The organism is Streptomyces sp. 12E, assembly GCF_055633275.1.
The window spans coordinates 4,582,137-4,605,056 of the sequence record NZ_JBVNCJ010000001.1 but is presented as its reverse complement, the minus strand read 5'-3'; the positions used below and the strand labels follow the sequence as shown (position 1 = coordinate 4,605,056).

General features: G+C 72.6%; 22 protein-coding genes. 11 read left to right on the top strand and 11 right to left on the bottom strand.

From position 1 onward, the window contains the following. Positions 1-115 precede the first annotated feature (115 nt). Both ACZ8ZB_RS21470 and ACZ8ZB_RS21465 read right to left on the bottom strand, forming a co-directional pair. Positions 116-1,369 carry a L,D-transpeptidase gene (locus ACZ8ZB_RS21470; RefSeq protein WP_470739277.1) on the bottom strand — a complete coding sequence of 418 codons (1,254 nt, stop codon included), beginning with the start codon at positions 1,367-1,369 and terminating at the stop codon, positions 116-118. Positions 1,370-1,609: 240 nt separating this feature from the next. Continuing rightward, positions 1,610-1,927, bottom strand: coding sequence for a hypothetical protein (locus tag ACZ8ZB_RS21465; protein ID WP_470739276.1), 318 nt, complete (start codon positions 1,925-1,927; stop codon positions 1,610-1,612). 148 nt (positions 1,928-2,075) lie between these two features. Here ACZ8ZB_RS21465 and ACZ8ZB_RS21460 point away from each other — a divergent pair, with 148 nt between their 5' ends. Beyond that, positions 2,076-2,390 carry an LAETG motif-containing sortase-dependent surface protein gene (locus ACZ8ZB_RS21460; protein WP_381231394.1) on the top strand — a complete coding sequence of 105 codons (315 nt, stop codon included), beginning with the start codon at positions 2,076-2,078 and terminating at the stop codon, positions 2,388-2,390. Positions 2,391-2,434: 44 nt separating this feature from the next. On the opposite strand, the gene hutH is transcribed toward ACZ8ZB_RS21460, so the two are convergent. The 3 genes from hutH to ACZ8ZB_RS21445 form a co-directional block, all read right to left on the bottom strand. Beyond that, positions 2,435-3,973, bottom strand: coding sequence for a histidine ammonia-lyase (hutH, locus tag ACZ8ZB_RS21455; RefSeq protein WP_470741553.1), 1,539 nt, complete (start codon positions 3,971-3,973; stop codon positions 2,435-2,437). A gap of 82 nt (positions 3,974-4,055) precedes the next feature. Then, entirely contained in the window at positions 4,056-5,204 is a 1,149-nt protein-coding gene (locus ACZ8ZB_RS21450) for a GGDEF domain-containing protein (protein WP_470739275.1), read from the bottom strand. A gap of 66 nt (positions 5,205-5,270) precedes the next feature. Then, positions 5,271-6,071: an enoyl-CoA hydratase/isomerase family protein gene (locus ACZ8ZB_RS21445; protein WP_470739274.1), complete on the bottom strand. Its 801-nt coding sequence runs from the start codon at positions 6,069-6,071 to the stop codon at positions 5,271-5,273. 226 nt (positions 6,072-6,297) lie between these two features. On the opposite strand from ACZ8ZB_RS21445, the gene ACZ8ZB_RS21440 reads away from it, so the two are divergent. After that, entirely contained in the window at positions 6,298-6,897 is a 600-nt protein-coding gene (locus ACZ8ZB_RS21440) for a hypothetical protein (protein WP_470739273.1), read from the top strand. Here ACZ8ZB_RS21440 and ACZ8ZB_RS21435 read toward each other — a convergent pair. Beyond that, the gene (locus tag ACZ8ZB_RS21435; protein WP_381231386.1) at positions 6,894-8,000 is read right to left on the bottom strand and encodes an adenylate/guanylate cyclase domain-containing protein; all 1,107 of its coding nucleotides are present in this window, start codon (positions 7,998-8,000) and stop codon (positions 6,894-6,896) included. The genes ACZ8ZB_RS21440 and ACZ8ZB_RS21435 overlap by 4 nt on opposite strands. A 139-nt stretch (positions 8,001-8,139) precedes the next feature. Continuing rightward, positions 8,140-9,015, bottom strand: coding sequence for a biotin--[acetyl-CoA-carboxylase] ligase (locus ACZ8ZB_RS21430; protein ID WP_470739272.1), 876 nt, complete (start codon positions 9,013-9,015; stop codon positions 8,140-8,142). A 241-nt stretch (positions 9,016-9,256) separates the two neighbouring features. On the opposite strand from ACZ8ZB_RS21430, the gene ACZ8ZB_RS21425 reads away from it, so the two are divergent. The 4 genes from ACZ8ZB_RS21425 (at position 9,257) to ACZ8ZB_RS21410 (ending at position 11,940) form a co-directional block, all read left to right on the top strand. Next, the gene (locus ACZ8ZB_RS21425) at positions 9,257-10,846 is read left to right on the top strand and encodes an acyl-CoA carboxylase subunit beta (RefSeq protein ID WP_470739271.1); all 1,590 of its coding nucleotides are present in this window, start codon (positions 9,257-9,259) and stop codon (positions 10,844-10,846) included. Between the two features lie 9 nt (positions 10,847-10,855). Beyond that, positions 10,856-11,062: an acyl-CoA carboxylase epsilon subunit gene (locus ACZ8ZB_RS21420; RefSeq protein WP_470739270.1), complete on the top strand. Its 207-nt coding sequence runs from the start codon at positions 10,856-10,858 to the stop codon at positions 11,060-11,062. A 97-nt stretch (positions 11,063-11,159) separates the two neighbouring features. After that, positions 11,160-11,288 carry a morphogenic membrane protein MmpB gene (mmpB, locus tag ACZ8ZB_RS21415; RefSeq protein WP_106979509.1) on the top strand — a complete coding sequence of 43 codons (129 nt, stop codon included), beginning with the start codon at positions 11,160-11,162 and terminating at the stop codon, positions 11,286-11,288. Between the two features lie 31 nt (positions 11,289-11,319). Further along, complete coding sequence (locus ACZ8ZB_RS21410; protein WP_470739269.1) at positions 11,320-11,940, top strand: Maf family protein; 621 nt, start codon at positions 11,320-11,322, stop codon at positions 11,938-11,940. On the opposite strand, the gene ACZ8ZB_RS21405 is transcribed toward ACZ8ZB_RS21410, so the two are convergent. Continuing rightward, positions 11,909-12,385, bottom strand: a complete 477-nt coding sequence (locus ACZ8ZB_RS21405; protein ID WP_470741552.1) for a hypothetical protein — start codon at positions 12,383-12,385, stop codon at positions 11,909-11,911. The genes ACZ8ZB_RS21410 and ACZ8ZB_RS21405 overlap by 32 nt on opposite strands. A gap of 414 nt (positions 12,386-12,799) precedes the next feature. On the opposite strand from ACZ8ZB_RS21405, the gene ACZ8ZB_RS21400 reads away from it, so the two are divergent. Next, positions 12,800-14,572 carry an acetyl/propionyl/methylcrotonyl-CoA carboxylase subunit alpha gene (locus tag ACZ8ZB_RS21400; RefSeq protein ID WP_470739268.1) on the top strand — a complete coding sequence of 591 codons (1,773 nt, stop codon included), beginning with the start codon at positions 12,800-12,802 and terminating at the stop codon, positions 14,570-14,572. A gap of 328 nt (positions 14,573-14,900) precedes the next feature. Here the strand turns inward: ACZ8ZB_RS21400 and ACZ8ZB_RS21395 are convergent, their stop codons facing one another. Together ACZ8ZB_RS21395 and ACZ8ZB_RS21390 are read right to left on the bottom strand one after the other, a co-directional pair. Then, positions 14,901-15,842, bottom strand: coding sequence for a DeoR/GlpR family DNA-binding transcription regulator (locus tag ACZ8ZB_RS21395; protein ID WP_470739267.1), 942 nt, complete (start codon positions 15,840-15,842; stop codon positions 14,901-14,903). A 110-nt stretch (positions 15,843-15,952) separates the two neighbouring features. Beyond that, entirely contained in the window at positions 15,953-17,500 is a 1,548-nt protein-coding gene (locus ACZ8ZB_RS21390; protein ID WP_470739266.1) for an NAD(P)H-quinone dehydrogenase, read from the bottom strand. Between ACZ8ZB_RS21390 and ACZ8ZB_RS21385 the strand changes: the two genes are divergently transcribed. The 3 genes from ACZ8ZB_RS21385 to ACZ8ZB_RS21375 all read left to right on the top strand — a co-directional run bounded on the left by ACZ8ZB_RS21385 (position 17,499) and on the right by ACZ8ZB_RS21375 (position 21,121). Then, the gene (locus ACZ8ZB_RS21385) at positions 17,499-17,939 is read left to right on the top strand and encodes a gamma-glutamylcyclotransferase family protein (RefSeq protein ID WP_470739265.1); all 441 of its coding nucleotides are present in this window, start codon (positions 17,499-17,501) and stop codon (positions 17,937-17,939) included. The genes ACZ8ZB_RS21390 and ACZ8ZB_RS21385 overlap by 2 nt on opposite strands. Before the next feature lie 90 nt (positions 17,940-18,029). Beyond that, on the top strand, positions 18,030-18,854 hold the full coding sequence (locus tag ACZ8ZB_RS21380) for a purine-nucleoside phosphorylase (protein WP_470739264.1): 825 nt from the start codon (positions 18,030-18,032) through the stop codon (positions 18,852-18,854). Positions 18,855-19,471: 617 nt separating this feature from the next. Further along, the gene (locus ACZ8ZB_RS21375; protein ID WP_470739263.1) at positions 19,472-21,121 is read left to right on the top strand and encodes a phospho-sugar mutase; all 1,650 of its coding nucleotides are present in this window, start codon (positions 19,472-19,474) and stop codon (positions 21,119-21,121) included. A 49-nt stretch (positions 21,122-21,170) separates the two neighbouring features. Here the strand turns inward: ACZ8ZB_RS21375 and ACZ8ZB_RS21370 are convergent, their stop codons facing one another. After that, positions 21,171-21,854 (bottom strand): PH domain-containing protein, encoded by a 684-nt coding sequence (locus ACZ8ZB_RS21370; protein WP_470739262.1) that lies wholly within the window; start codon positions 21,852-21,854, stop codon positions 21,171-21,173. 112 nt (positions 21,855-21,966) lie between these two features. On the opposite strand from ACZ8ZB_RS21370, the gene deoC reads away from it, so the two are divergent. Continuing rightward, positions 21,967-22,920 carry a deoxyribose-phosphate aldolase gene (gene deoC, locus ACZ8ZB_RS21365; protein WP_470741551.1) on the top strand — a complete coding sequence of 318 codons (954 nt, stop codon included), beginning with the start codon at positions 21,967-21,969 and terminating at the stop codon, positions 22,918-22,920.

Genomic DNA, 22,920 nt, shown 5'->3' with positions numbered 1-22,920 from the left:
TAAGCGCCCCATAAGAGCCCCATGAGAAGAAGACCGATGCCGCCGCCCGCTCCCCGAAGGGGCGGACGACGGCATCGGTCGGGTGGTGGGCGGGGCGCCGCGTGCGCGGTCGGCGTCAGACCGCCGAGCCCGCCTTCCACTGCTCCCAGCTCATGTTCCAGCCGTTGAGGCCGTTGTCGGGGGCGATGGTCTTGTCGCCGGTGTTCTGGACGACGACCACGTCTCCGATGATCGAGTTGTCGTAGAACCAGGCACCCGGCGTGCTCGGGTCGTTCGCGCCCTTGGTGTCGGACAGGCCCACGCAGCCGTGGCTGGTGTTGACGCTGCCGAAGATGGACTTGGCGCCCCAGTAGTTGCCGTGGATGAAGGTGCCGGAGGTGCTCAGGCGCATGGCGTGCGGCACGTCCTTGATGTCGTACTCGCCCTTGCCGTCGTCGTCGGTGAAGCCGACCGTCGCGCCGTTCATCCGGGTCTCCTTGAACTTCTCGGAGATCACCATCTGGCCCTCGTACGTCTTGTTCTCGGGCGCCCCGGCGGAGATCGGGATGGTGCGGACGGTCTTGCCGTCCTGCGTGACCTTCATCTGCTTGGTCTTGGCGTCGACGTACGTCACCTGGTTGCGGCCGATCTTGAAGGTGACCGTCTTCTGCTGGACGCCGACGACGCCCTCGGCGCCCTCGACGCCGTCGAGCGCCAGCTTCAGCGTGACGGTGGAGCCCTCCTGCCAGTACTCGTCGGGCCGGCAGTCCATACGGTTGGCGTTGAACCAGTGACAGACGACTTCCTGGCCACTGGTGGTGGAGACGGTGATGCCCTTCTGCACCGCGGCCTTGTTGGTGATCGCCTTGTCGAAGTTGATCGACACCGGCATGCCGACGCCGACGGTGGTGCCGTCGTCCGGGGTGAAGGTGCCGATGAAGCTGTTGTCCGGGGCGACCGTGGTGAACGAGGCGTTCTCGTGGGCGGCGAGGCCCGCGGAGTCCTCGGCGGTGGCCGACAGCTTGTAGGTGGTGGCCCGCTCCAGCTGGGCGCTGGGCTTCCAGCTCTTCTTGTCGGCGGATATCTCACCGGCGACGGCGGTGCCGTCGGCGGTGGTCATCTTCACCTCGGTGAGCGTGCCCTTGGCCACGGTGACGGTGGCGGAGTTGTTGATGGAGGCGTTGTTGGAGCCGTCCTTCGGCGTGATCTTGATCTGTGCCTCGGAGGACTTCTTGGCCGCCGCCTCGTCGACCTGGGCCTGCGAGTCGCCCTTGCCGCTGTCGCCCGAGGCGCTGTCGTCGCCGCCGCCGGAACACGCCGAGAGCACCAGCACTCCGCCGAGCAGAGCGGACGCGGCCGCCAGACCCCTGCGCCGCTTACCGTCCGTCATCACACGCTTCTCCATCGTTGCCGAATCCCAACCCCACGGATCCCGGACCGAAGTCGAGGACCCCTCCACAACCTTCAACGCTACGACCGGCTTCGCCCGTTCCCCACGGCCCGAAGGTGTGGGGCTCACCACGTCCGCCGGGGCGGACGGTGGTGAGGATGCGGGTCGGTGCGCCGTCGCTTGAGACGTTCCGGCCCCGGCGGCGGTTGCCGCCCGGGGTCACGATTTCCTCAAAACGCCTCAGCCGGCCCCGCCCGCCCCCTCCTCCTCGTCGTAGGGCTCGCCGTCGTCGTCCTCGTCGAGGTCCCACTCCGGCGAGTCGGGGTCGTAGTCGATCTCCTCGCCGCTCCAGGAGGCCTGCAGCAACTCCACTCCCGGCACCTCGTCGATCAGGGCGAACGGGTCGACGAGCTGGGCGAGGGCCTCCGCGGTGTCCTCCGTCACGGCGCTCTCGGCGTGTACCCGTTCCTCGCCCCGCATATCGCCGTCGTCCGCGATCCTGCGCAACGCGGCCCCGGTCACCGCCTCCTCGTCGTCGATCTCGAGGACGAGTTCCACGCGAAGCCGTACAAACCGTGATGTCTCTGGGGTGTTCATGCCCGGAGCGTACGGCCCCGGCCCCCTGTGGCTTTCCCGTGACCCGCGCTGTTCACTAACATCGCCCCACACGGCCAATTCGCCAGCGCCACAAGGGGATCGATATTCCGTGTCATCCGCGCTCCGTCCGTTGCTGACCGCCACCGCCGCGGGCACCCTGCTGTGCGCCCTGTGGTTCGTCCCGTCCGCGAACGCGACCTCGAACACACCGGTGGCCGACACGGTCTCGGCAAGTCCGTCTCCGCAGGTCACGGAGCAGGCGAGAGTCGTCTCGACGTCCGTCGACGGCACCGGCGAGGACGTCCGCCTCGCGGACACCGGCAGCTTCGACAGCACCCCGTACATCGCCGGCGGCACCGCCTGCCTCGCCCTCGGCGCCGGTTTCGTCGTCTACTCGGTCCGCAGGGAACGCCTGGGTCTGTAGACCCGCGCGGAGCCCGGCACAACGGCCGCCGGACCCCGGACGGTTCAGCTCAGCGGTCCGGTGACCGTCTCCACGGCGGCCACCAGCCGCCCGTCCCGCACGAACGCCTCCGCCGCGGCGAGGTCGGGGGCGAGGTGGCGGTCGGGCCCGGGACCGCCCACACCCGCCTCCCGCACGGCCTCGACGACCGCCCGCGTGGCCGGCGCCGGGGTCAGCCCCTTACGCAGTTCCACGGCCCGCGTGGCCGCGTACAGTTCGATCGCGACGACCCGGGTGAGGTTGTCGACGGCCGTCCGCAGTTTCCGCGCCGCCGACCAGCCCATGGAGACGTGGTCCTCCTGCATCGCGGAGGACGGGATCGAGTCCGCCGACGCCGGTACGGCGAGCCGCTTCAACTCGCCGACCAGGGCGGCCTGCGTGTACTGGGCGATCATCAGCCCGGAGTCCACGCCGGGGTCGTCGGCGAGGAAGGGCGGCAGCCCGTGGCTGCGGTTCTTGTCCAGCAGCCGGTCGGTACGGCGCTCGGCGACGGAGGCGAGGTCGGCGACGGCGATGGCGAGGAAGTCCAGCACATAGGCGACCGGAGCCCCGTGGAAGTTGCCGTTGGATTCGACCCGGCCGTCGGGAAGCACCACCGGATTGTCCACGGCTGCCGCGAGTTCACGCTCGGCGACCAGCCGGGCGTGGGCCAGGGTGTCCCGTCCTGCGCCGGCGACCTGCGGGGCGCAGCGCACCGAGTAGGCGTCCTGGACGCGGGGCGCGTCGTCCTGGTGATGCCCGGTCAGCCCCGAACCCTTCAGCACGGCCAGCATGTTGGCGGCGCTGGCGGCCTGGCCTGGGTGCGGGCGGATGGCGTGCAGTTCGGGTGCGAGCACCTTGTCGGTGCCGAGCAGCGCCTCCAGGCTCAGGGCCGCCGTGACGTCGGCGGACGTGTAGAGGAGGTCCAGGTCGGCGAGGGCCATGACCAGCATGCCGAGCATGCCGTCGGTGCCGTTGAGGAGGGCGAGTCCCTCCTTCTCGCGCAGTTCGACGGGCCGGATGCCGTGCTCGGCGAGCAGTTCGCCGGCCGGCCGCACACTGCCGTCGGGTCCCTCCGCCTCGCCCTCGCCCATCAGCGTGAGGGCGCAGTGGGACAGCGGGGCCAGGTCGCCGGAGCAGCCGAGGGAGCCGTACTCGTGCACGACCGGGGTGATCCCGGCGTTCAGCACGTCGGCCATCGTCCGCGCGACCTCGGGCCGGACACCGGTGCGCCCGGAGCAGAGGGTCTTCAGCCGCAGGAACATCAGCGCCCGTACGACCTCGCGCTCCACTCGGGGCCCCATGCCCGCGGCGTGCGAGCGGACGATGTTGCGCTGCAGCCGGCCACGGAGCCCGGGGCTGATGTGCCGGGTCGCCAGGGCGCCGAATCCGGTGCTCACCCCGTACACGGGGTCCGGCTTCGCGGCCAGGGCGTCCACGATCCCGCGGGACGCGGCGAGGGCGGCCACCGCCTCCGCGGACAGCTCCACGAGGGCACCGCCGCGCGCCACGGCGAGCACGTCGGACGCGGTCACGCCGGCGGTCCCCACCACCACAGTGTGCATATTCATATTCAGGAGCGTACGCAGTGAATTCAGCGGTGTCACCACCGGGTCGGCGCCTCGCCCCTTACCGGCAGGCCGTGCGCTACGGCGCATGCCGCCCCCGGAACCGGCGCCGCTCCCCGTCCGCCGCCCGCGACGGCTCGTCCGCGAGCCGTACGACGGGATCGTCCGGCCCCTCCCGTCCGGCCACGACGGGATGCGCGGCGCGCTCGGCCTTGGCCCGGTACTGCGCCGCGTCGGCCAGCCGGAACAGCCGTCGGGCGGAGCGCACCGGCCCGACGGGGTCCTCGGTGGACGCCACCCCGCAGGCGACCCCGTCCCCGATCCCCAGCTCCACGGCCCGCCGGCACACCTCGTCGGCGGCCTTGACGACCTCGTCGGCCGGTGGCCCCACCGCCAGCAGACAGAACTCGTCCCCGCCGAGCCGCGCCGCCAGGGCTCCCGGCAACATGGCCCCGCACAGCGACAGCACGGTCCCGAACCGCTCCAGGAGCCGGTCCCCCACGGCGTGCCCCAGCGTGTCGTTGACCCGCTTCAGCCCGTTCAGGTCGCACACCACGAGGCTGACGACGGCCCCGTCGCGCCGGTGCCGGTCGACGGCCTCGTCGAGCCGGGCGTCCACGGCACGCCGGTTGGCCAGTCCGGTCAGCGAGTCCGTGTACGCCAGCCGCCGGGCCTCCTCCAGCCGCTCGGTCTGCGCGATCCCGGCGGCCACGACGGCGGCCAGGACCGTCGCGAAGTCGGCGTCGTCCCGCCCGAAGACGGGCGCACCGGCCGGCCGGGCCACATACAGCTCACCCCAGGCCCGCCCGTGCAGCACGATCGGCGCGACCACACAGCACCCGCGCCCCCGCCGCCTGAGCGCGGCCGCCCGCCGCCTGCAGTACCCGGAGCGCCCCGCCGAGGCCCCCTCGGCGGTCTCCACCCAGGCGTCGGGCTCGCCGCCCCCCGCCCACCGCTCGTGCAGGAACTCGGTGATCTCCGCGAACTGGTGCACCGGATAGGACTCGTCCTCCGGGAACTCCTCCTCGCCCTCGGCCAGCTCCCCGACGTTCACCAGCACCCGCAGCCGCCCGAGCTCCCGCTCCCACACCGACAGCGCGGCGAAGCTCCCGCCCAGCGCCCGGCAGGCCCCGCCGGCAGCGGCCCGCCAGGCGTCCCGCGAACCGTGCGCGGCGGCCATGCCCTGAGCCAGCGCCACCACGGCCGCCAGCCGGCTCTCCTCACCCATCTCTCCAGGTTAGGAAGGTTCGGGTCGAACCGGGACATTAAAGGCGCGAACGGGCTTCGCCGACCCCTACTCCCCAGGCCACTCCGGTCTGCGCTTCTCGTTGAAGGCGGCGACCCCCTCCGCCCGGTCCCCCGAGAACGCCACCGACCGCCAGGCGGCGTCCTCGACCTCCAGCCCGGCGGACAGATCCAGCCCGTGCCCGAGCCGCAGCGCCCGCTTGGCCGCCCGCAGCCCCACCGGTGAGTTCCCGGCGATCCGGGACGCCATGGCGAGGGCCTCCTCCCGGTCCCGCCCCTCCTCCACCAGCTCGTCGACCAGTCCCAGCTCCCGGGCCTCACCCGCCTCGACCCGCCGCGCCGTGAAGACCAGCTCGGCGGCCCGCGCCGCCCCCACCCGCCGGGGCAGCAACTGCGTACCGCCCCCGCCCGGAATCACCCCGACCGACACCTCGGGCAACCCCATGACCGCCGTACGGTCGGCGACGATCACGTCACACGCCAGGGCCAGCTCGAACCCGCCGCCGAGCGCGAACCCGTGCACCGCCGCCACCGTCGGCACCGGCAGGTCGAGCACCCCGGTGTACGCCGCGCGCGCCACGGGCCGCTGGCGCACCAGGTCGGCGTCGCTGAAGGAATTGCGCTCCTTCAGATCGGCCCCCACACAGAACGCCCGCTCGTGCGAGGAGCTCAGCACCACCACCCGCACGCTCCGGTCCTCCCCCAGCGCCGCACAGGCGCCGGCGAGGGAGCGGGCCATCCCGGTCGACACGGCGTTCATCGCACCCGGCCGGTCGAGGACGAGCTCCGCGACATGCCCCCGCTCGTGCCGGCGCACCAGCACGAACTCCCCGAACCGTTCCTCACTCATCGACGCCCTCCGGTTAACGCGGGTTAACTTCCACTCGTTCCGATCATCGCAGCCCGCGCCCACCGGTGAAAAGGGCGCACGCCTGGTTCCCTTGTCACCCCCCGCCCACCCGTTCGAGTGACATCGTTCCGGCTCCCGGCCCGGCCCCTCGCGGGAGCGCATAGCGTGCGCACACCGCGGCACGCCGCGGCACACCGGAGGCGCGCACGCAGGGGAGGGGATCGCGATGACACCGACCACACCGGCGGAAGAACCACCGGCAGGCACCTCCGGCCCCCGGGGCCGCCACCGCAAGCCCCGCCCCCGCAAGGTCCTGCCGGCCGCGGGAAGCCTGGTCGTGGCCGTCGGCGCCGTGGCCCTGGTCCGTCTGGCCGCCCCCCAGGGCGGCGGCACGGGCATCGGCACGGAGGCGGGCCCCCGTCCCTCCCCCCGTACGGACACCGGCACACCCGCCGCTTCCCCGCCCGGGACCGTCACCCCCGCCCCCGAGGCGGGCCCGTCCTCCCCCACGGCGCTGGGCGGCAAGGACCCGGCCTCGCTCACGACGCCCGGGCCGTCGGCGCCGGCCCGCCCCGCCACGACCGTCCCGGACCCGGAAGACCCGGAAAATGCGGTGGAAGACACGGCCGCGCCACCCGCCACCGCGCCCGCGACCACCCGCGGACCGCACGCGCCCACACCCCGGCGGCCCTCGCGCGACACGCCGGAACCACCCCCGTCGGTCCCCCACGACACGCCGCCACCACAACCGGACGGCCGCACCCCGGACCCCCGTCCCGGCCTGTGCGTACCGGTCATCGGCATCTGTGTGAGCAGCCGGGGTTAGGACGGGACGGAAGCCCCGTTCCGGCGCGTGAGCAGCCAGGGTTCCACCACGCCCAGACCACGCACGGGCCGCTGCCACATCGGCTGGAGCGCGAACCGGTAACCCGGCGGCTCCTCGCCCTCCTTCTCCGCCGCGGCCACCGCCTCGGCCGCCGCCGCCTCGGAGGCGGGCGCGTCACCGGTGCGGATCAGCTCCTCGGCGAAGGCGCTGTCGACCAGCACCGCGTCCCGGGGGGCTATGGACGTGAGCCGGGAGGCCAGGTTCACGGTCGTGCCGAACACGTCGCCCATCCGGGTGGTCACCGTGCCGAACGCCATGCCGACCCGCAGCTCCGGCATGGTCTCGTCGTTCGCCATGGTCTCGATCAGCCGCATCGCGATGTCCGCGGCGATACCGGCGTCGTCGGCGACGTAGAGCACCTCGTCGCCCAGCGTCTTGATGAGCCGCCCGCCGCGTGCGGCGACCAGATCGGCGGCGGTGGTCTCGAAGGCCTCGACGAGCTCCCCGAGCTCCTCCTCCTCCATCCGCCGGGTCAGCCGCGTGAACCCCACGAGGTCCGCGAAGGCGACGGCGAGCCGCCGGTCGACCATCTCCTCGTCGTCGGCGCCCTGCACGACCCGCCCGGCCGACGCGGCGAGCTGCCGCCGCCAGACGTACACGAGGAACTCCTCCAGCTCGGGCAGGAGCAGCTCGACGATCGGGTACGTCACCTCGGTACGGGTCATGCCCGGCTCGGGCGGCTCGGTCAGCCCCTCCAGGAACGAGTCGATCTGCCACTCGGCCAGCCGGGCGGTGGTCTGCCCGGTGGACCGCGCCACCTGCACCGCCATGGCCTCGCTCAGCAGGCCCGCCTCCACCAGACCGGCGAGCCGGCGCAGCGCGAGGACGTCGGCCTCGGTGAGGGCCTTGGCCTGGCCGACGTCGGCGAAACCCATCGCCCGCCAGAAGCGGGTGGCCAGTTCCATGGTGACGCCGGCGCTGCGGGCCGCCTGGAACGGCGTGTAACGGCGCTCGGCGCCCAGGATGAGGTGTTCGAGGCGCAGGGCAAGCGGATCCTCGCCGGCGCCCTGCGCGTCCGTGGAACCCGAGTCGTCGACGGTCACGCGTGCCCTTCCGATCTGCCATGGCCAGGTATCGACCGCGCTCAACTCTACGGCAGGTGTGCGCCAGCTCACTCCGTTCTGTTGGGCCGCGGGGTGGGGCCGCGGGAGACCGCGGCGGCCTCCCGCCGGAGCCGTGGCCTCACCTCGCGCGCACGTGGATGATGTCGCCCGCGCCCACCGGTTCCTGCACGCCCTCCCCCGTGGCCAGGACCAGGCGGCCGTCGCCGTCCACCGCGACCGCCTCCCCCACCAGCTCCCGGTCCCCGGGCAGCTCCGCCCGCACCACCCGCCCGAGCGTCGCGCACCCCGCCGCGTACGTCTCCTGCAGGCCGCTCGTCCCGGGGTCGCCCCCCGCCGCCCGCCACCGTCCGTACCAGTCCTCCAGCGACCGCAGCACCCCCCGCAGCAACGGATCCCGGTCCGTGCTCACCGCCCCCGCCAGCGCCAGCGATCCCGCGGTCGGCACCGGCAGCTCATCACCCCGGAGGCTCACATTGACGCCGACCCCGATCACCACCCCGTCGTCCCCGGCCCGTTCCGCCAGGATCCCGCCGGCCTTGCGCTCCTCTCCCCCCACCGTGACCAGCAGGTCGTTGGGCCACTTCAACGCCGTGTCGACGCCCGCGGCCCGCGACAGCCCGGTCGCCACCGCGACGCCGGTCAGCAACGGCAGCCAGCCCCACCGCGCCACCGGCACCTCGGCGGGCCGCAGCAGCACGGAGAAGAACAGCCCCGACCGGGCCGGCGCGGTCCACTGCCGGTCGAGGCGTCCCCGCGCGGCGGTCTGCTCCTCGGCGACGAGGACCACGCCCTCCTCCAGGCCGCCCGCGCCGGCCCGGGCCACGAGGTCGGAGTTGGTGGAACCGGTGCGCTGCACCACGTCCACCTGCGTCCACAATCCGCCCGCGCGCACGAGTCCCCGGCGCAGACCTGCGGCGTTCAACGGCGGGCGGTCGAGGTCGGACCACCGTCCCGGACCCGGCTCACCGGGCTTGCCTTCACCATGGGGTGTCATACGACCCACCCTAGGTTCGGCCTCCTCCGCCCCGCACAGGGGACGGGTTCCGGCCCGGGGCCGAGGCGCACGGGCGTACCCGTGGGCGCGGCGAGGAGGCGGGCTCTTCGAGGATCTCCTTCCCGCGTCTGTGAAGGGGAAAGCGGTGTGGGAAACACCGCACTGCCGATACGGAGGGCCCCCACTACGCTACGGATGAGTAACCGTCCCCCCTTTTGAGCAGGCAGGGAGCCGCATCCCGATGTCCGAGCCGGAAGAGCAGCAGCCTGACATTCACACGACCGCGGGCAAGCTCGCGGATCTCCAGCGTCGCATCGACGAGGCGAGGCACGCCGGCTCCGCGCGTGCGGTCGAGAAGCAGCACGCCAAGGGCAAGCTGACGGCCCGTGAGCGGATCGACCTCCTGCTCGACGAGGGGTCCTTCGTCGAACTGGACGAGTTCGCCCGGCACCGCTCCACCAGCTTCGGCCTCGACGCCAACCGCCCCTACGGCGACGGCGTCGTGACCGGTTACGGCACCGTCGACGGCCGCCCGGTCGCCGTCTTCTCCCAGGACTTCACCGTCTTCGGCGGGGCGCTGGGCGAGGTCTACGGCCAGAAGATCGTCAAGGTCATGGACTTCGCGCTGAAGACCGGCTGCCCGGTCATCGGCATCAACGACTCCGGCGGCGCCCGCATCCAGGAGGGCGTGGCCTCGCTGGGCGCGTACGGCGAGATCTTCCGCCGCAACACCCACGCCTCCGGTGTGATCCCGCAGATCAGCCTGGTCGTCGGCCCGTGCGCGGGCGGCGCTGTGTACTCCCCCGCGATCACCGACTTCACGATCATGGTCGACCAGACGTCCCACATGTTCATCACCGGGCCCGACGTCATCAAGACGGTCACCGGCGAGGACGTCGGCTTCGAGGAGCTCGGCGGCGCCCGCACCCACAACACCGCGTCCGGCGTCGCCCACCACATGGCCGGCGACGAGAAGGACGCGATCGAGTACGTCAAGCAGTTGCTGTCGTACCTGCCGTCGAACAACCTCTCCGAGCCCCCGGTGTTCCCGGAGGAGGCGGACCTGACGGTCACCGACGAGGACCGCGAGCTGGACACGCTCGTCCCGGACTCGGCGAACCAGCCCTACGACATGCACACGGTGATCGAGCACGTCCTCGACGACGCCGAGTTCTTCGAGACGCAGCCGCTGTTCGCGCCGAACATCCTCACCGGCTACGGCCGCGTGGAGGGCCGCCCCGTCGGCATCGTCGCCAACCAGCCGATGCAGTTCGCCGGCTGCCTGGACATCACCGCCTCCGAGAAGGCGGCCCGCTTCGTGCGCACCTGCGACGCCTTCAACATCCCGGTGATCACCTTCGTCGACGTCCCCGGCTTCCTGCCCGGCGTGGACCAGGAGCACGACGGCATCATCCGCCGCGGCGCCAAGCTGATCTACGCCTACGCCGAGGCCACCGTCCCCCTCATCACCGTGATCACCCGCAAGGCCTTCGGCGGCGCCTACGACGTCATGGGCTCCAAGCACCTGGGCGCCGACCTCAACCTGGCCTGGCCCACCGCCCAGATCGCCGTGATGGGCGCGCAGGGCGCGGTCAACATCCTGCACCGCCGCACCATCGCCGAGGCACAGGACCCGGAGGAGACCCGCGCGAGGCTGCTGCGGGAGTACGAGGACGCCCTCCTCAACCCCTACGTCGCGGCCGAGCGCGGTTACGTCGACGCGGTGGTCATGCCGTCCGACACCCGCCGGCACATCGTCCGCGGGCTGCGTCAGCTGCGCACCAAGCGGGAATCCCTGCCCCCGAAGAAGCACGGCAACATCCCCCTGTAAGGAGCCGACGTGATCAAGGTCGTACGGGGCAACCCCACACCGGAGGAGCTGGCCGCCGCACTGGCGGTGGTCCGGGCGCGCGCCGCGGCGGCGTCAGCCGTGCCGTCCGGCGCGCCCACCCACCGCGACGCGTGGTCCGACCCGTCCCGGATCGCGGCCCACCACGTTCCCCGCCCGGGCCCGGCATCGTGGGCGCGCACGTACTGGCCTAGCTAGCGACGTCCAGGTCAGGGGCGCGGTGTGACGGCGCCGTGCCCCTACTTGAGTACGCGTACTCAGGCACCCCGACCGGCCCAGGCCCCACGCTGGTGACATGCTGTGGTCCGACCCCGAGAACGAGCCGCCCAAGGAACTGCGGGACACGCAGGACATGCTGCGGCGGCTGGGCGTTCTCATGGCGCTGGCCATGGTGCTCGCCATGCTCGTGATCGGCGTGAGGTGAGGCATCCGGGCCACGTCGATACGCTGACCGCATGACAGATCAGCCGCGCCGCCGACTCGTGCTCGCCTCCCAGTCCCCCGCCCGGCTCGGGCTGCTCCGGCAGGCCGGACTGGACCCCGAGGTGATCGTCAGCGGGGTCGACGAGGACGCCGTCACCGCCCCCACCCCCGCCGACCTGGCGCTCGCCCTGGCCGAGGCCAAGGCATCCGTCGTCGCCGCGAAGCCCGAGGTCAAGGGCGCGCTGGTGATCGGCTGCGACTCGGTCCTGGAACTGGACGGCCGGGCCCTGGGCAAACCCTCGGACGCCGGGGAGGCCACCGCGCGCTGGAAGGACATGCGGGGCCGCGCGGGCACCCTGCAGACCGGCCACTGCGTGTACGACACCCTCAGCGGCCGGTACGTCTCCGCCACCGCCTCCACCGTCGTCCGTTTCGGCGATCCCAGCGACGAGGAGATCGCCGCCTACGTCGCCTCGGGCGAACCGCTCCACGTCGCCGGGGCGTTCACCCTGGACGGCCGCTCGGCCCCGTTCATCGACGGCATCGACGGCGACCACGGCAACGTCATCGGCATCAGCCTCCCCCTGGTCCGGCGCCTCCTCGCCGACCTCGGCGTCGGCATCACGGAGCTGTGGGCGCCGCCGGAGGAGTGACCGCAGGCGCGGCCGGGGAACCGTCACCGCCGGCGCCGCCCCCGAAAGCGGCGTCGGCCGGTTGCCCCGCATGGTCGTCGTACGTCATCAGCAGCAGCACGATGAGCCCGAGTACGACCACCATGGAGAGGAACGCCGGCGGGCCGACCAGGCCCCACACGACCGCGCCCAGCAGCGCGTGCACCACCGCCGCGCTGATCAGCAGGGCCCGGCCGGGCCCTGCGGGCGCCCGGTCGCGCACGGCGGCCAGCAGGGCCACCAGGCCGCACAGCGCGAAGTGGAGCCCGAAGACGACTCCGCCGATCTTCGAGGACGCCGACATCATGTCCGGATCGAGCCCGGCCGGCGACATGTTCTGCCGGTCGACGACGACGCCCAGGAACCAGTTCAGCGCCACGGTGCCGAGCGCCTCGGCGAACAGCACGAGCGCCACGACCCACGCCACCGGTCTGCGCACCACCGGCCCCCACCCGCTTTCGAGCACGACTGTGGTTACCCCGAGTATGTTCGGGCCGACGCGAAGGCTGCACGGGGTCCCCTCCCCCGGCTCGTTAAGAGTCCGGGGGAGGGCAAACCTCGGTACGAGGGTTCCGCGGAGGGCAAAGAATCATTGGGCCATTCGTAGGGACTCCACAAAGAAACGAAGTGGGCCGCAGCACGCTCTCACAGAGACCTTGACCACACAGGACGGCTAGGGTTTCCGGGAGGAGTCCTGCGTACCGAGGTGCGACAAGGGCTTTCGCGGGTCGAGCGAGCCTCGTATCACGCTCCGTGTGGGCAAGCTCACCAGTGGGGACGGGTCGAAGTGCCGTGTCGGCAGTCCCTAAACTCGGCTTGTTTCAAGGAGGGAGCCTCAATCGTGCGCAAGGTGCTCATCGCCAACCGTGGCGAAATCGCTGTCCGCGTTGCCCGGGCCTGCCGGGATGCCGGAATCGCGAGCGTTGCCGTCTACGCCGACCCGGACCGGGACGCTCTGCATGTCCGCGCCGCGGATGAGGCGTTCGCCCTGGGCGGTGACACTCCGGCCACCAGTTACCTCGACATCGACAAGGTGCTGAACGCCGCGCGTGAGTCGGGTGCCGACGCCATCCATCCGGGCTACGGCTTCCTCTCCGAGAACGCCGACTTCGCCCAGGCGGTGCTGGACGCGGGCCTGATCTGGATCGGCCCGCCGCCGCAGGCCATCCGCGACCTCGGCGACAAGGTCGCCGCCCGGCACATCGCGCAGCGCGCGGGCGCCCCGCTGGTGGCGGGTACGCCCGATCCGGTGAGCGGGGCCGAGGAGGTCGTCGCGTTCGCCGAGGAACACGGGCTGCCGATCGCGATCAAGGCCGCCTTCGGTGGCGGCGGGCGTGGTCTGAAGGTCGCCCGGACGCTGGAGGAGGTTCCGGAGCTGTACGACTCCGCCGTCCGTGAGGCGGTCGCCGCCTTCGGGCGCGGTGAGTGCTTCGTCGAGCGCTACCTCGACAAGCCGCGGCACGTGGAGACGCAGTGCCTGGCCGACCAGCACGGCAACGTGGTCGTGGTCTCCACCCGTGACTGCTCGCTGCAGCGACGGCACCAGAAGCTGGTGGAGGAGGCCCCCGCGCCCTTCCTGTCGGACGCCCAGATGGAGGAGCTGTACTCATCCTCCAAGGCGATTCTGAAGGAGGCCGGCTACGTCGGCGCGGGCACGGTGGAGTTCCTCGTCGGCCTGGACGGCACGATCTCCTTCCTGGAGGTCAACACGCGTCTGCAGGTGGAGCACCCGGTGACCGAGGAGGTCGCGGGGATCGACCTGGTGCGGGAGATGTTCCGCATCGCCGACGGCGAGGAACTGGGCTACGGCGACCCGGTGCTGCGGGGCCACTCCTTCGAGTTCCGCATCAACGGCGAGGACCCGGGCCGCAACTTCCTCCCGGCCCCCGGTACCGTCACCCGCTTCGACGCGCCGTCGGGGCCGGGTGTGCGGCTGGACGCGGGTGTGGAGTCGGGCAGCGTGATCGGCCCGGCGTGGGACTCGCTGCTGGCGAAGCTGATCGTGACCGGGCGCACCCGCAAGGAGGCGCTGGAGCGGGCCGCCCGTGCGCTGGCGGAGTTCCAGGTCGAGGGCATGGCCACGGCCATCCCGTTCCACCGCGCGGTGGTGAAGGACCCGGCGTTCGCGCCCGAGCTCACCGGTTCGACGGAACCGTTCACGGTGCACACACGGTGGATCGAGACGGAGTTCGTCAACGAGATCAAGCCCTTCGCCGCCGCCGTGGACGCGGGGGCGGAGGAGGAGATGGACCGCGAGACGGTCGTCGTCGAGGTCGGCGGCAAGCGTCTGGAGGTCTCGCTCCCGGCCTCGCTGGGCATGTCCCTGGCCCGTACGGGGCTGGCGGCGGGCGCGAAGCCGAAGCGGCGGGCGGCGAAGAAGTCGGGTCCGGTCGCCTCGGGCGACACGCTCGCCTCCCCGATGCAGGGCACGATCGTCAAGCTCGCCGTGGAGGAGGGGCAGGAGGTCAAGGAAGGCGACCTGGTCGTCGTCCTGGAGGCCATGAAGATGGAGCAGCCCATCAACGCCCACCGCTCCGGCACGATCAAGGGCCTGAGCGCGGAGGTCGGCGCCTCCATCACCTCCGGTGCGGCCATCTGCGAGATCAAGGACTGACACGTCCGACGCCTGCGGTGCTCCGTCCGCCCCGGTGGGGCGGGCGCAGCGCCCACGGCCGGTGGGTGGGCCGGGGCCCGCGTCGGCCGCGGGCAGTCGTGCCTCCCCCAGTGCCTCAAGGGCCTGGGAGGCACCCCCCCCCGCTCATGGGGGTCCCCGCTCGGGCGAAGCCGAGAGAGGGGGAGCGCGGGCGCGGCGGCACCCCGTAAGCGCCGGACCGTGCGAACACCCCCGGCCCGCACCGATGTGGGGTCACCTGGCAAGCACCGGGCGGACGAGCCGCCCCGGGCCGGCACCATGGCGACGGCACCCGCCAAGGCGCCGGGCGTCAGCGCCTCCGCAGGTCCGCCACCCGCGCCCGCTCCGCCCCCTGCGCCTGCTCGGCCGCCGCCCCCAGCGCCACAGCCGGCCGGAGCCCGGACCCCTGCCGCCGCGGCCCGGGAAGGGGGACCTCCCGGCGCTGGCGCCCCACCGAGCCCCCTTCACCCCCCGTCCCCGCGACAGCGATCTGCACGCCCTGATCGGCCAGCGCCTGCAACTCGGTCCCCGCCCGGTCGTCATGCCCGGCCGGCTCGTCCGTCACCAGCCGCGTGATCAGATCCGTGGGCACCGTCTGGAACATCGTGTCCGTACCGAGCTTGGTGTGGTCCGCGAGGACCACCACCTCCGCCGCGGCCTGCACCAGCGCCCGGTCGACCGACGCAGACAGCATGTTGGACGTGGACAGCCCGCGCTCGGCGGTGAGGCCGCTCCCGGAGAGGAACGCCCGGGACACCCTCAACCCCTGCAGGGACTGCTCGGCACCACTGCCCACGAGGGCGTAGTTCGAGCCGCGGAGCGTACCGCCGGTCATCACGACCTCCACCCGGTTGGCGTGGGCCAACGCCTGGGCGACCAGCAGGGAGTTGGTGACGACCGTGAGGCCGGGCACCCGGGCCAGCCGGCGGGCCAGCTCCTGCGTGGTGGTACCCGCCCCGACCACGATCGCCTCGCCCTCTTCCACGAGACTCGCGGCGAGGTCGGCGATGGCGGTCTTCTCGGCGGTCGCGAGATGTGACTTCTGCGGGAAACCGGACTCTCGCGTGAAACCGCCCGGCAGTACCGCACCGCCGTGCCGGCGGTCGAGGAGTCCTTCTGCCTCCAGCGCGCGCACGTCCCGCCGTACGGTCACTTCGGAGGTCTGGACGACGCGGGCGAGCTCACGGAGCGACACGGCCCCGTTCGCTCGCACCATTTCGAGGATCAATTGGCGACGTTCTGCAGCGAACACGAAACTGACAGTAACGCCGGCGACCGTCTGCTTTCAGCAGTTTGCGCTGAATAGCAGAAGTTGTTCGCACGGCCCCGCACCAAGTGGTATAGGGCCGCCCTTTCCGGACGTCAGGCCTCCGCGCCCGCCTTCCGCGTGTGCAACTGCCGTGCCACCTCGGCGATCGAGCCCGACAGCGAGGGGTAGACCGTGAAGGCGTTCGCGATCTGTTCCACCGTCATGTTGTTGTCGACCGCGATCGAGATGGGGTGGATGAGTTCCGAGGCGCGCGGCGCGACGACCACACCGCCCACCACGATGCCGGTGCCCGGACGGCAGAAGATCTTGACGAAGCCGTCGCGGATGCCCTGCATCTTCGCGCGCGGGTTGCGCAGCAGCGGCAGCTTCACCACGCGGGCGTCGATCTTGCCGGCGTCGACGTCGGCCTGGGAGTAGCCGACGGTGGCGATCTCGGGGTCGGTGAAGACGTTCGACGAGACCGTCTTCAGGTTCAGCGGGGCCACCGCGTCGCCCAGGAAGTGGTACATGGCGATGCGGCCCTGCATCGCCGCCACCGAGGCGAGCGCGAAGACGCCGGTGACGTCGCCGGCGGCGTAGACGCCGGGAGCCGTGGTCCGGGAGACCTTGTCGGTCCAGATGTGGCCGGACTCCCGCAGCCTGACCCCGGCCTCCTCCAGGCCCATGCCCTCGGAGTTCGGGATGGCGCCCACGGCCATCAGACAGTGCGAGCCGGTGATGACGCGGCCGTCGGCGAGCGTCACCTCCACCCGGTCGCCGACCCGCTTCGCGGACTGGGCCCGCGAGCGCGCCATGACGTTCATCCCGCGGCGGCGGAAGACCTCCTCCAGCACGGCGGCCGCGTCCGGGTCCTCGCCCGGCAGCACCCGGTCGCGCGAGGACACCAGCGTCACCTTCGACCCCAGCGCCTGGTAGGCGCCGGCGAACTCGGCGCCCGTGACGCCGGATCCGACCACGATGAGCTCCTCGGGGAGCTCGTTCAGGTCGTACACCTGGGTCCAGTTCAGGATCCGCTCGCCGTCGGGGCGGGCGTCCGGCAGCTCGCGCGGGTGCCCGCCGGTCGCGATCAGCACGGCGTCCGCGGTGAGCGTCTCCTCGGTCCCGTCCACGGCTCGCACCACGACCTTCCGCGACCCGTCGAGCGCCTGCATGCCCTCCAGCCGGCCCCGCCCGCGCAGCACCCGCGCGCCGGCCCGGGTCACCGACGCGGTGATGTCGTGCGACTGGGCCAGTGCGAGCCGCTTCACACGCCGGTTGACCTTGCCGAGGTCCACGCCCACCACCCGGGCGGCCTGCTCCATGGGCGGGGTGTCGTCGGCGACGATGATGCCCAGTTCCTCGTACGAGGAGTCGAAGGTGGTCATCACCTCGGCCGTGGCGATCAGGGTCTTGGACGGCACGCAGTCGGTGAGCACCGACGCCCCGCCCAGGCCGTCGCGGTCGACGACGGTCACCTCCGCGCCGAGCTGTGCGGCGACCAGCGCCGCTTCGTATCCGCCGGGTCCGCCACCGATGATCACGATCCGAGTCACGTACTCCATTGTCCCGCACACTTCACCGTGCGACCGTCCAGGGGCCTCAGCCGTGGCTCCCCCGTTACCGGAGTGGCCCGCGCACCCGCTGCCGTACCCTTCCCCCATGTCGCTCTACGCCGCGTACGCCGGCAATCTGGACGCGCGGCTGATGTCCCGCCGCGCCCCGCACTCGCCGCTGCGCGCCACCGGCTGGCTCAACGGGTGGAGACTGACGTTCGGGGGCGAGCACATGGGCCGGGAGGGCGCGCTGGCCACGCTGGTCGAGGACCCGATCTCGGCGGTCTTCGTCTCCCTCTACGACATCGCCCCGATGGACGAGGAGCCCCTGGACCGCTGGGAGGGAGCGGGCGGCCCGGACCTCTACCGCCGCACCCGGGTGCGCGTGCACACCCTGGACGGCGAGGAGCCGGCCTGGACCTACGTCCTCAACAGCTACGAGGGCGGCCTCCCCTCGGCCCGCTACCTGGGCGAGATCGCCGACGCGGCCGAGTCCGCGGGAGCGCCCCACGACTACGTGATGGAACTCCGCAAGCGCCCCTGCTGACGCCCCTGGCGGGAAACGACAAGACAACGATCGCCAACCCGCCCACTCCGGCATCTACGCGCGTAGGCGAATACCGGCTACCCTCATCGCGTGAATGCTTCTCTTCTTCCGGACGACATCCAGGGCGACCCGTACGCCGCAGCCGACGCCGCCGCCGCACGCCTGCGCGAACTCACCGGCGCCGAGACCCACGACGTCGCCCTCGTGATGGGCTCCGGCTGGGCCCCGGCCGTGGACGCCCTCGGCACGCCCGAAGCCGAGTTCCAGGTCACCGAGCTGCCCGGCTTCCCGCCGCCGGTGGTCGAGGGTCACGGCGGCAAGATCCGCTCGTACGCCATCGGTGCGAAGCGGGCCCTGGTGTTCCTGGGCCGTACGCACTACTACGAGGGACGTGGGGTCGCCGCGGTGGCCCACGGCGTCCGTACGGCCGTGGCCGCGGGGGCGAAGACGATCGTCCTGACGAACGGCTGCGGGGGTCTGCGCGCGGGCATGCGCCCCGGGCAGCCGGTCCTGATCAGCGACCACATCAACCTCACGGCGACCTCGCCGATCGTCGGCGCGAACTTCGTCGACCTCACGGACCTCTACTCGCCGCGTCTGCGGGCGCTGTGCAAGGAGGTCGACCCCACGCTGGAGGAGGGGGTCTACGCGCAGTTCCCCGGCCCGCACTACGAGACTCCGGCGGAGATCCGGATGGCCCGGGTGATCGGGGCGGACCTGGTCGGCATGTCGACGGTCCTCGAGGCCATCGCCGCCCGTGAGGCGGGGGCGGAGGTCCTGGGCATCTCCCTGGTCACCAACCTGGCCGCGGGGATGACGGGCGAGCCGCTCAACCACGAGGAGGTCCTCCAGGCGGGCCGGGACTCCGCCACCCGGATGGGGTCCCTGCTGGCGCAGGTGCTCGGCCGCCTGTAGGCGCGGGGCCCGCTCCTTCGGCGTGCGATGCGTGGTGACGCGCCTCGGGCTGCGGCGTCCCGGCGCCTCAGGCAGCGCTTCGCGCTGTTGTGGGCCGGCGCGGCCCGACGCGCTTCCTGGGGCCCGGCGTGGGTGTGGGCCGGGGTCGGGGTCGCGCAGCCCGGCGCTTGCGGGGCGCCGTCGCGCCCACCCTCCCCCATGAGCGGGGACCCCCGTCGCCCTGGGGGTACCTCCCAGGCCCTTGAGGCACTGGGGGAGGCGCGACCGCCCGCGGAGACGAAGACGTGACCGCCCACGGAAACAGGGGCGTGACTGCCCGCGGAGACGCGGGAGCGGCGGCCGCGTACGGCGGGAAGGGGGCAGGAGCGGCCGCCCGCAGCGGTCGGCGCGTCCGCGCCCCGCGCCCCCTCCGAGCGACGTGATCCGCGCCGGTCCGAGGACGGACACCCCCGACCCGGCCCCGACCCACCCACCGACCGCAGGCGCCACCCCAGCCTCCACCGGACCGGACCCTGCGCCGCAGGCATCCCCCCACCGGACCGAAAGCCGCCCCGCGGGCACAAGACCCGCACCCCGTGAAACCCTGACAGACGACCAACGAGAGAGGCCGACCGACCGTGCAAGACGACGCCCTCATCGCACAGGCCCAGGCGTGGCTCGCCGAGGACCCCGACCCGGACACCCGCGAGGAACTCGCCCGCCTCATCGACACCGGCGACCACACCGAGATCGCCGCCCGCTTCAGCGGCACCCTCCAGTTCGGCACCGCAGGCCTGCGGGGCGAACTGGGCGCGGGCCCGATGCGCATGAACCGCTCCGTCGTCATCCGTGCGGCCGCCGGCCTCGCCGCGTACCTCAAGAAGCACGGTCCCGCCCGGGCGGACGGCACAGCCGGCCTCGTCGTCATCGGCTACGACGCCCGCCACAAGTCCCGCGACTTCGCCGAGGACACCGCCGCCGTCATGACCGGCGCCGGCCTCCGGGCGGCCGTCCTGAACCGCCCCCTCCCCACCCCCGTCCTCGCCTTCGCCGTCAGGCACCTCGGCGCCGTCGCCGGAGTGGAGGTCACCGCCAGCCACAATCCGCCCCGCGACAACGGCTACAAGGTGTACCTTGGCGACGGCTCCCAGATCGTCCCCCCGGCCGACGCGGAGATCGCCGCCGAGATCGAGGCCGTGGCCTCGCTCACCACGGTCCCCCGCCCCACCGAAGGCTGGGTGACCCTCGACGACACCGTCCTGGACGCCTACCTCGCCCGCACGGACGCGGTCCTGTCCGAGGACTCCCCCCGCACCGCCCGCACCGTCTACACGGCGATGCACGGCGTCGGCAAGGACGTCCTCCTCGCCGCCTTCGAGCGGGCCGGCTTCCCACGACCCGTCCTCGTCGCCGAGCAGGCCGACCCCGACCCGGAGTTCCCGACCGTCGCGTTCCCCAACCCGGAGGAGCCCGGCGCGATGGACCTGGCGTTCGCGAAGGCCCGGGAGACCGGCCCCGACCTGGTGATCGCCAACGACCCCGACGCCGACCGCTGCGCCGCCGCGGTCAAGGACGGCGCGGACTGGCGCATGCTGCGCGGCGACGAGGTCGGCGCCCTGCTCGCCGCCCACCTGGTCCGCCGCGGAGCGACCGGCACGTTCGCGGAGTCGATCGTGTCGTCGTCCCTCCTCGGCCGCATCGCCGAGAAGGCGGGCCTCCCCCACGAGGAGACCCTGACCGGCTTCAAGTGGATCGCCAGGGTGGAGGGCCTGCGCTACGGCTACGAGGAGGCGCTCGGCTACTGCGTCGACCCGGACGGCGTACGCGACAAGGACGGCATCACGGCCGCCCTCCTCCTCACGGAACTGGCCTCCGGGCTGAAGGCCGAGGGCCGCACCCTCCTCGACCTCCTCGACGACCTCGCCGTCGAGCACGGCCTGCACGCCACCGACCAGCTCTCGGTCCGCGTACAGGACCTCGGCCTCATCGCGTCCGCGATGCGCCGCCTGCGCGACCGGCCGCCCACGGAGCTGGCCGGCCTCCGGATCACCGCCGCCGAGGACCTGACCCGGGGCACAAAGACCCTCCCGCCCACCGACGGCCTCCGCTACACCCTGGACGGCGCGCGGGTCGTGGTCCGCCCCAGCGGCACGGAGCCGAAGCTGAAGTGCTACCTGGAGGTGGTGGTCCCGGTCGCCGCGAGGAGCGACCTCCCCGGGGCCCGCACGAAGGCGACGGCACTCCTCGCGAGGATCAAGCAGGACCTGTCCGAGGCGGCCGGCATCTGAGGGAATCCCCGCGGGGCGAGCGCGCTCGCCCCGCGTCACCCCCTCGCCCTCACCCCACGGCCAGCAGGACCGCCAGCAGCACGGCCCCCGCGACGGCCGGCGCCGCGATCTCGTAGGCCCACCGCACGGTCACCTCGCCCTGCGCGGCCTCGGCGTCCTGCCGCCGCTCGTGCAGTTCGCGCATCTCGTCCATCGCCCGGTCGCTCTCGTGCCGCCGGGGCCCCTCGGCAGGGCCCTCCGCACCACGGCCGCCGCGTCCGCCCCCGTTCCCGAGCGCGGCCCGCGCGGCGGCCCGCGCCTCCTGCCGGTTCGCCTTGCTGCGGGCCCGCAGCGACACCGGGAGGGCCCACAGCTGGTACTTCGCGCCGGACTCGGCGAAGACCTCGTTGGTGAAGCCGGACCGCAGCGAGGCGACCTGTCCCCAGGGCAGCACGATCACGCGGAACGGGTTGCGGACGCGCAGCCGGTCGTCGTTCACGTACACGGCGGGGCGCAGGGTGTAGGCGACGACCAGCGGCACGAGGAAGAGCATCCCGGCGAGGGCCAGCCACGGGGTGCGGCCCTCGCCGGCGAACACCGCGTCGACGCCGAGCCATCCGATGACGGCGAGCAGCAGCGCACCGCCGACGAGACCCGCGGGCGAGCGGTAGATGCGGTCCTGGTACTGGGGCGCCGCGGACCCGGTCGGCTTCGTGGGCTCCGGGTCGGGCGGCTGGTGCTCGGGGGTCGTCATGCTCCCGATTCTGCACGACACCCCGGAGGAGCCCGTACGTGGTGGAAGCCGTACGCGATCCACCACGGGGCTGTACAGCCGCTACGCGCGTAGATATGCTCGTCTGGTGACCATGCCCACCACTGCACCCCATGCTCTCAGCGACGTCACCGCGTCCGACGGCACGCTGCGCCGCTTCCTCCACGGGCTGCCCGGCGTCGACGCGGTCGGCCTGGAGGCACGTGCCGCCTCCCTCGGCACCCGTTCGATCAAGACGACCGCGAAGGCGTACGCCATCGACCTCGCCATCTCGATGGTCGACCTGACGACGCTGGAAGGCGCGGACACCCCGGGCAAGGTCCGGGCGCTCGGCGCGAAGGCGGTCCGCCCCGACCCGACCGACCGCACCACGCCCGCCACGGCCGCGGTCTGCGTCTACCCCGACATGGTGGCCACGGCGAAGGAGGCCGTCGCCGGCTCCGGCGTCAAGGTCGCCTCCGTCGCCACCGCCTTCCCGGCCGGCCGCGCCCCGATCGCCGTGAAGCTGGCGGACGTCCGCGAGGCCGTCGCCGCCGGTGCGGACGAGATCGACATGGTCATCGACCGCGGGGCGTTCCTCGCGGGGAACTACATGAAGGTGCACGACGAGATCACCGCCGTGAAGGAGGCCTGCGGGGCGAGCGCCCGCCTGAAGGTCATCTTCGAGACGGGCGAGCTGTCGACGTACGACAACATCCGCCGCGCCAGCTGGCTCGGCATGCTGGCCGGCGCGGACTTCATCAAGACCTCGACCGGCAAGGTCGCCGTCAACGCGACCCCCGCGAACACCCTCCTCATGCTGGAGGCGGTCCGCGACTTCCGTGCCCAGACGGGCGTCCAGGTCGGCGTGAAGCCGGCCGGCGGCATCCGCACGTCGAAGGACGCCGTCAAGTTCCTGGTCCTGGTCAACGAGACCGCGGGCGAGGACTGGCTGGACAACCACTGGTTCCGCTTCGGCGCCTCCTCGCTGCTGAACGACCTGCTGATGCAGCGTCAGAAGCTGGCCACCGGCCGCTACTCCGGCCCCGACTACGTGACGGTGGACTGA

Coding starts and splice junctions, on each gene's coding strand:
- ACZ8ZB_RS21370 (WP_470739262.1), bottom strand. CDS start 21,854: ATGACGACCCCCGAGCACCAGCCGCCCGACCCGGAGCCCACGAAGCCG.
- ACZ8ZB_RS21425 (WP_470739271.1), top strand. CDS start 9,257: ATGTCCGAGCCGGAAGAGCAGCAGCCTGACATTCACACGACCGCGGGC.
- ACZ8ZB_RS21445 (WP_470739274.1), bottom strand. CDS start 6,071: ATGAGTGAGGAACGGTTCGGGGAGTTCGTGCTGGTGCGCCGGCACGAG.
- ACZ8ZB_RS21385 (WP_470739265.1), top strand. CDS start 17,499: ATGTCGCTCTACGCCGCGTACGCCGGCAATCTGGACGCGCGGCTGATG.
- ACZ8ZB_RS21450 (WP_470739275.1), bottom strand. CDS start 5,204: ATGGGTGAGGAGAGCCGGCTGGCGGCCGTGGTGGCGCTGGCTCAGGGC.
- ACZ8ZB_RS21440 (WP_470739273.1), top strand. CDS start 6,298: ATGACACCGACCACACCGGCGGAAGAACCACCGGCAGGCACCTCCGGC.
- ACZ8ZB_RS21470 (WP_470739277.1), bottom strand. CDS start 1,369: ATGACGGACGGTAAGCGGCGCAGGGGTCTGGCGGCCGCGTCCGCTCTG.
- ACZ8ZB_RS21390 (WP_470739266.1), bottom strand. CDS start 17,500: ATGGGGGAAGGGTACGGCAGCGGGTGCGCGGGCCACTCCGGTAACGGG.
- mmpB (WP_106979509.1), top strand. CDS start 11,160: ATGCTGTGGTCCGACCCCGAGAACGAGCCGCCCAAGGAACTGCGGGAC.
- ACZ8ZB_RS21410 (WP_470739269.1), top strand. CDS start 11,320: ATGACAGATCAGCCGCGCCGCCGACTCGTGCTCGCCTCCCAGTCCCCC.
- deoC (WP_470741551.1), top strand. CDS start 21,967: ATGCCCACCACTGCACCCCATGCTCTCAGCGACGTCACCGCGTCCGAC.
- hutH (WP_470741553.1), bottom strand. CDS start 3,973: ATGCACACTGTGGTGGTGGGGACCGCCGGCGTGACCGCGTCCGACGTG.
- ACZ8ZB_RS21430 (WP_470739272.1), bottom strand. CDS start 9,015: ATGACACCCCATGGTGAAGGCAAGCCCGGTGAGCCGGGTCCGGGACGG.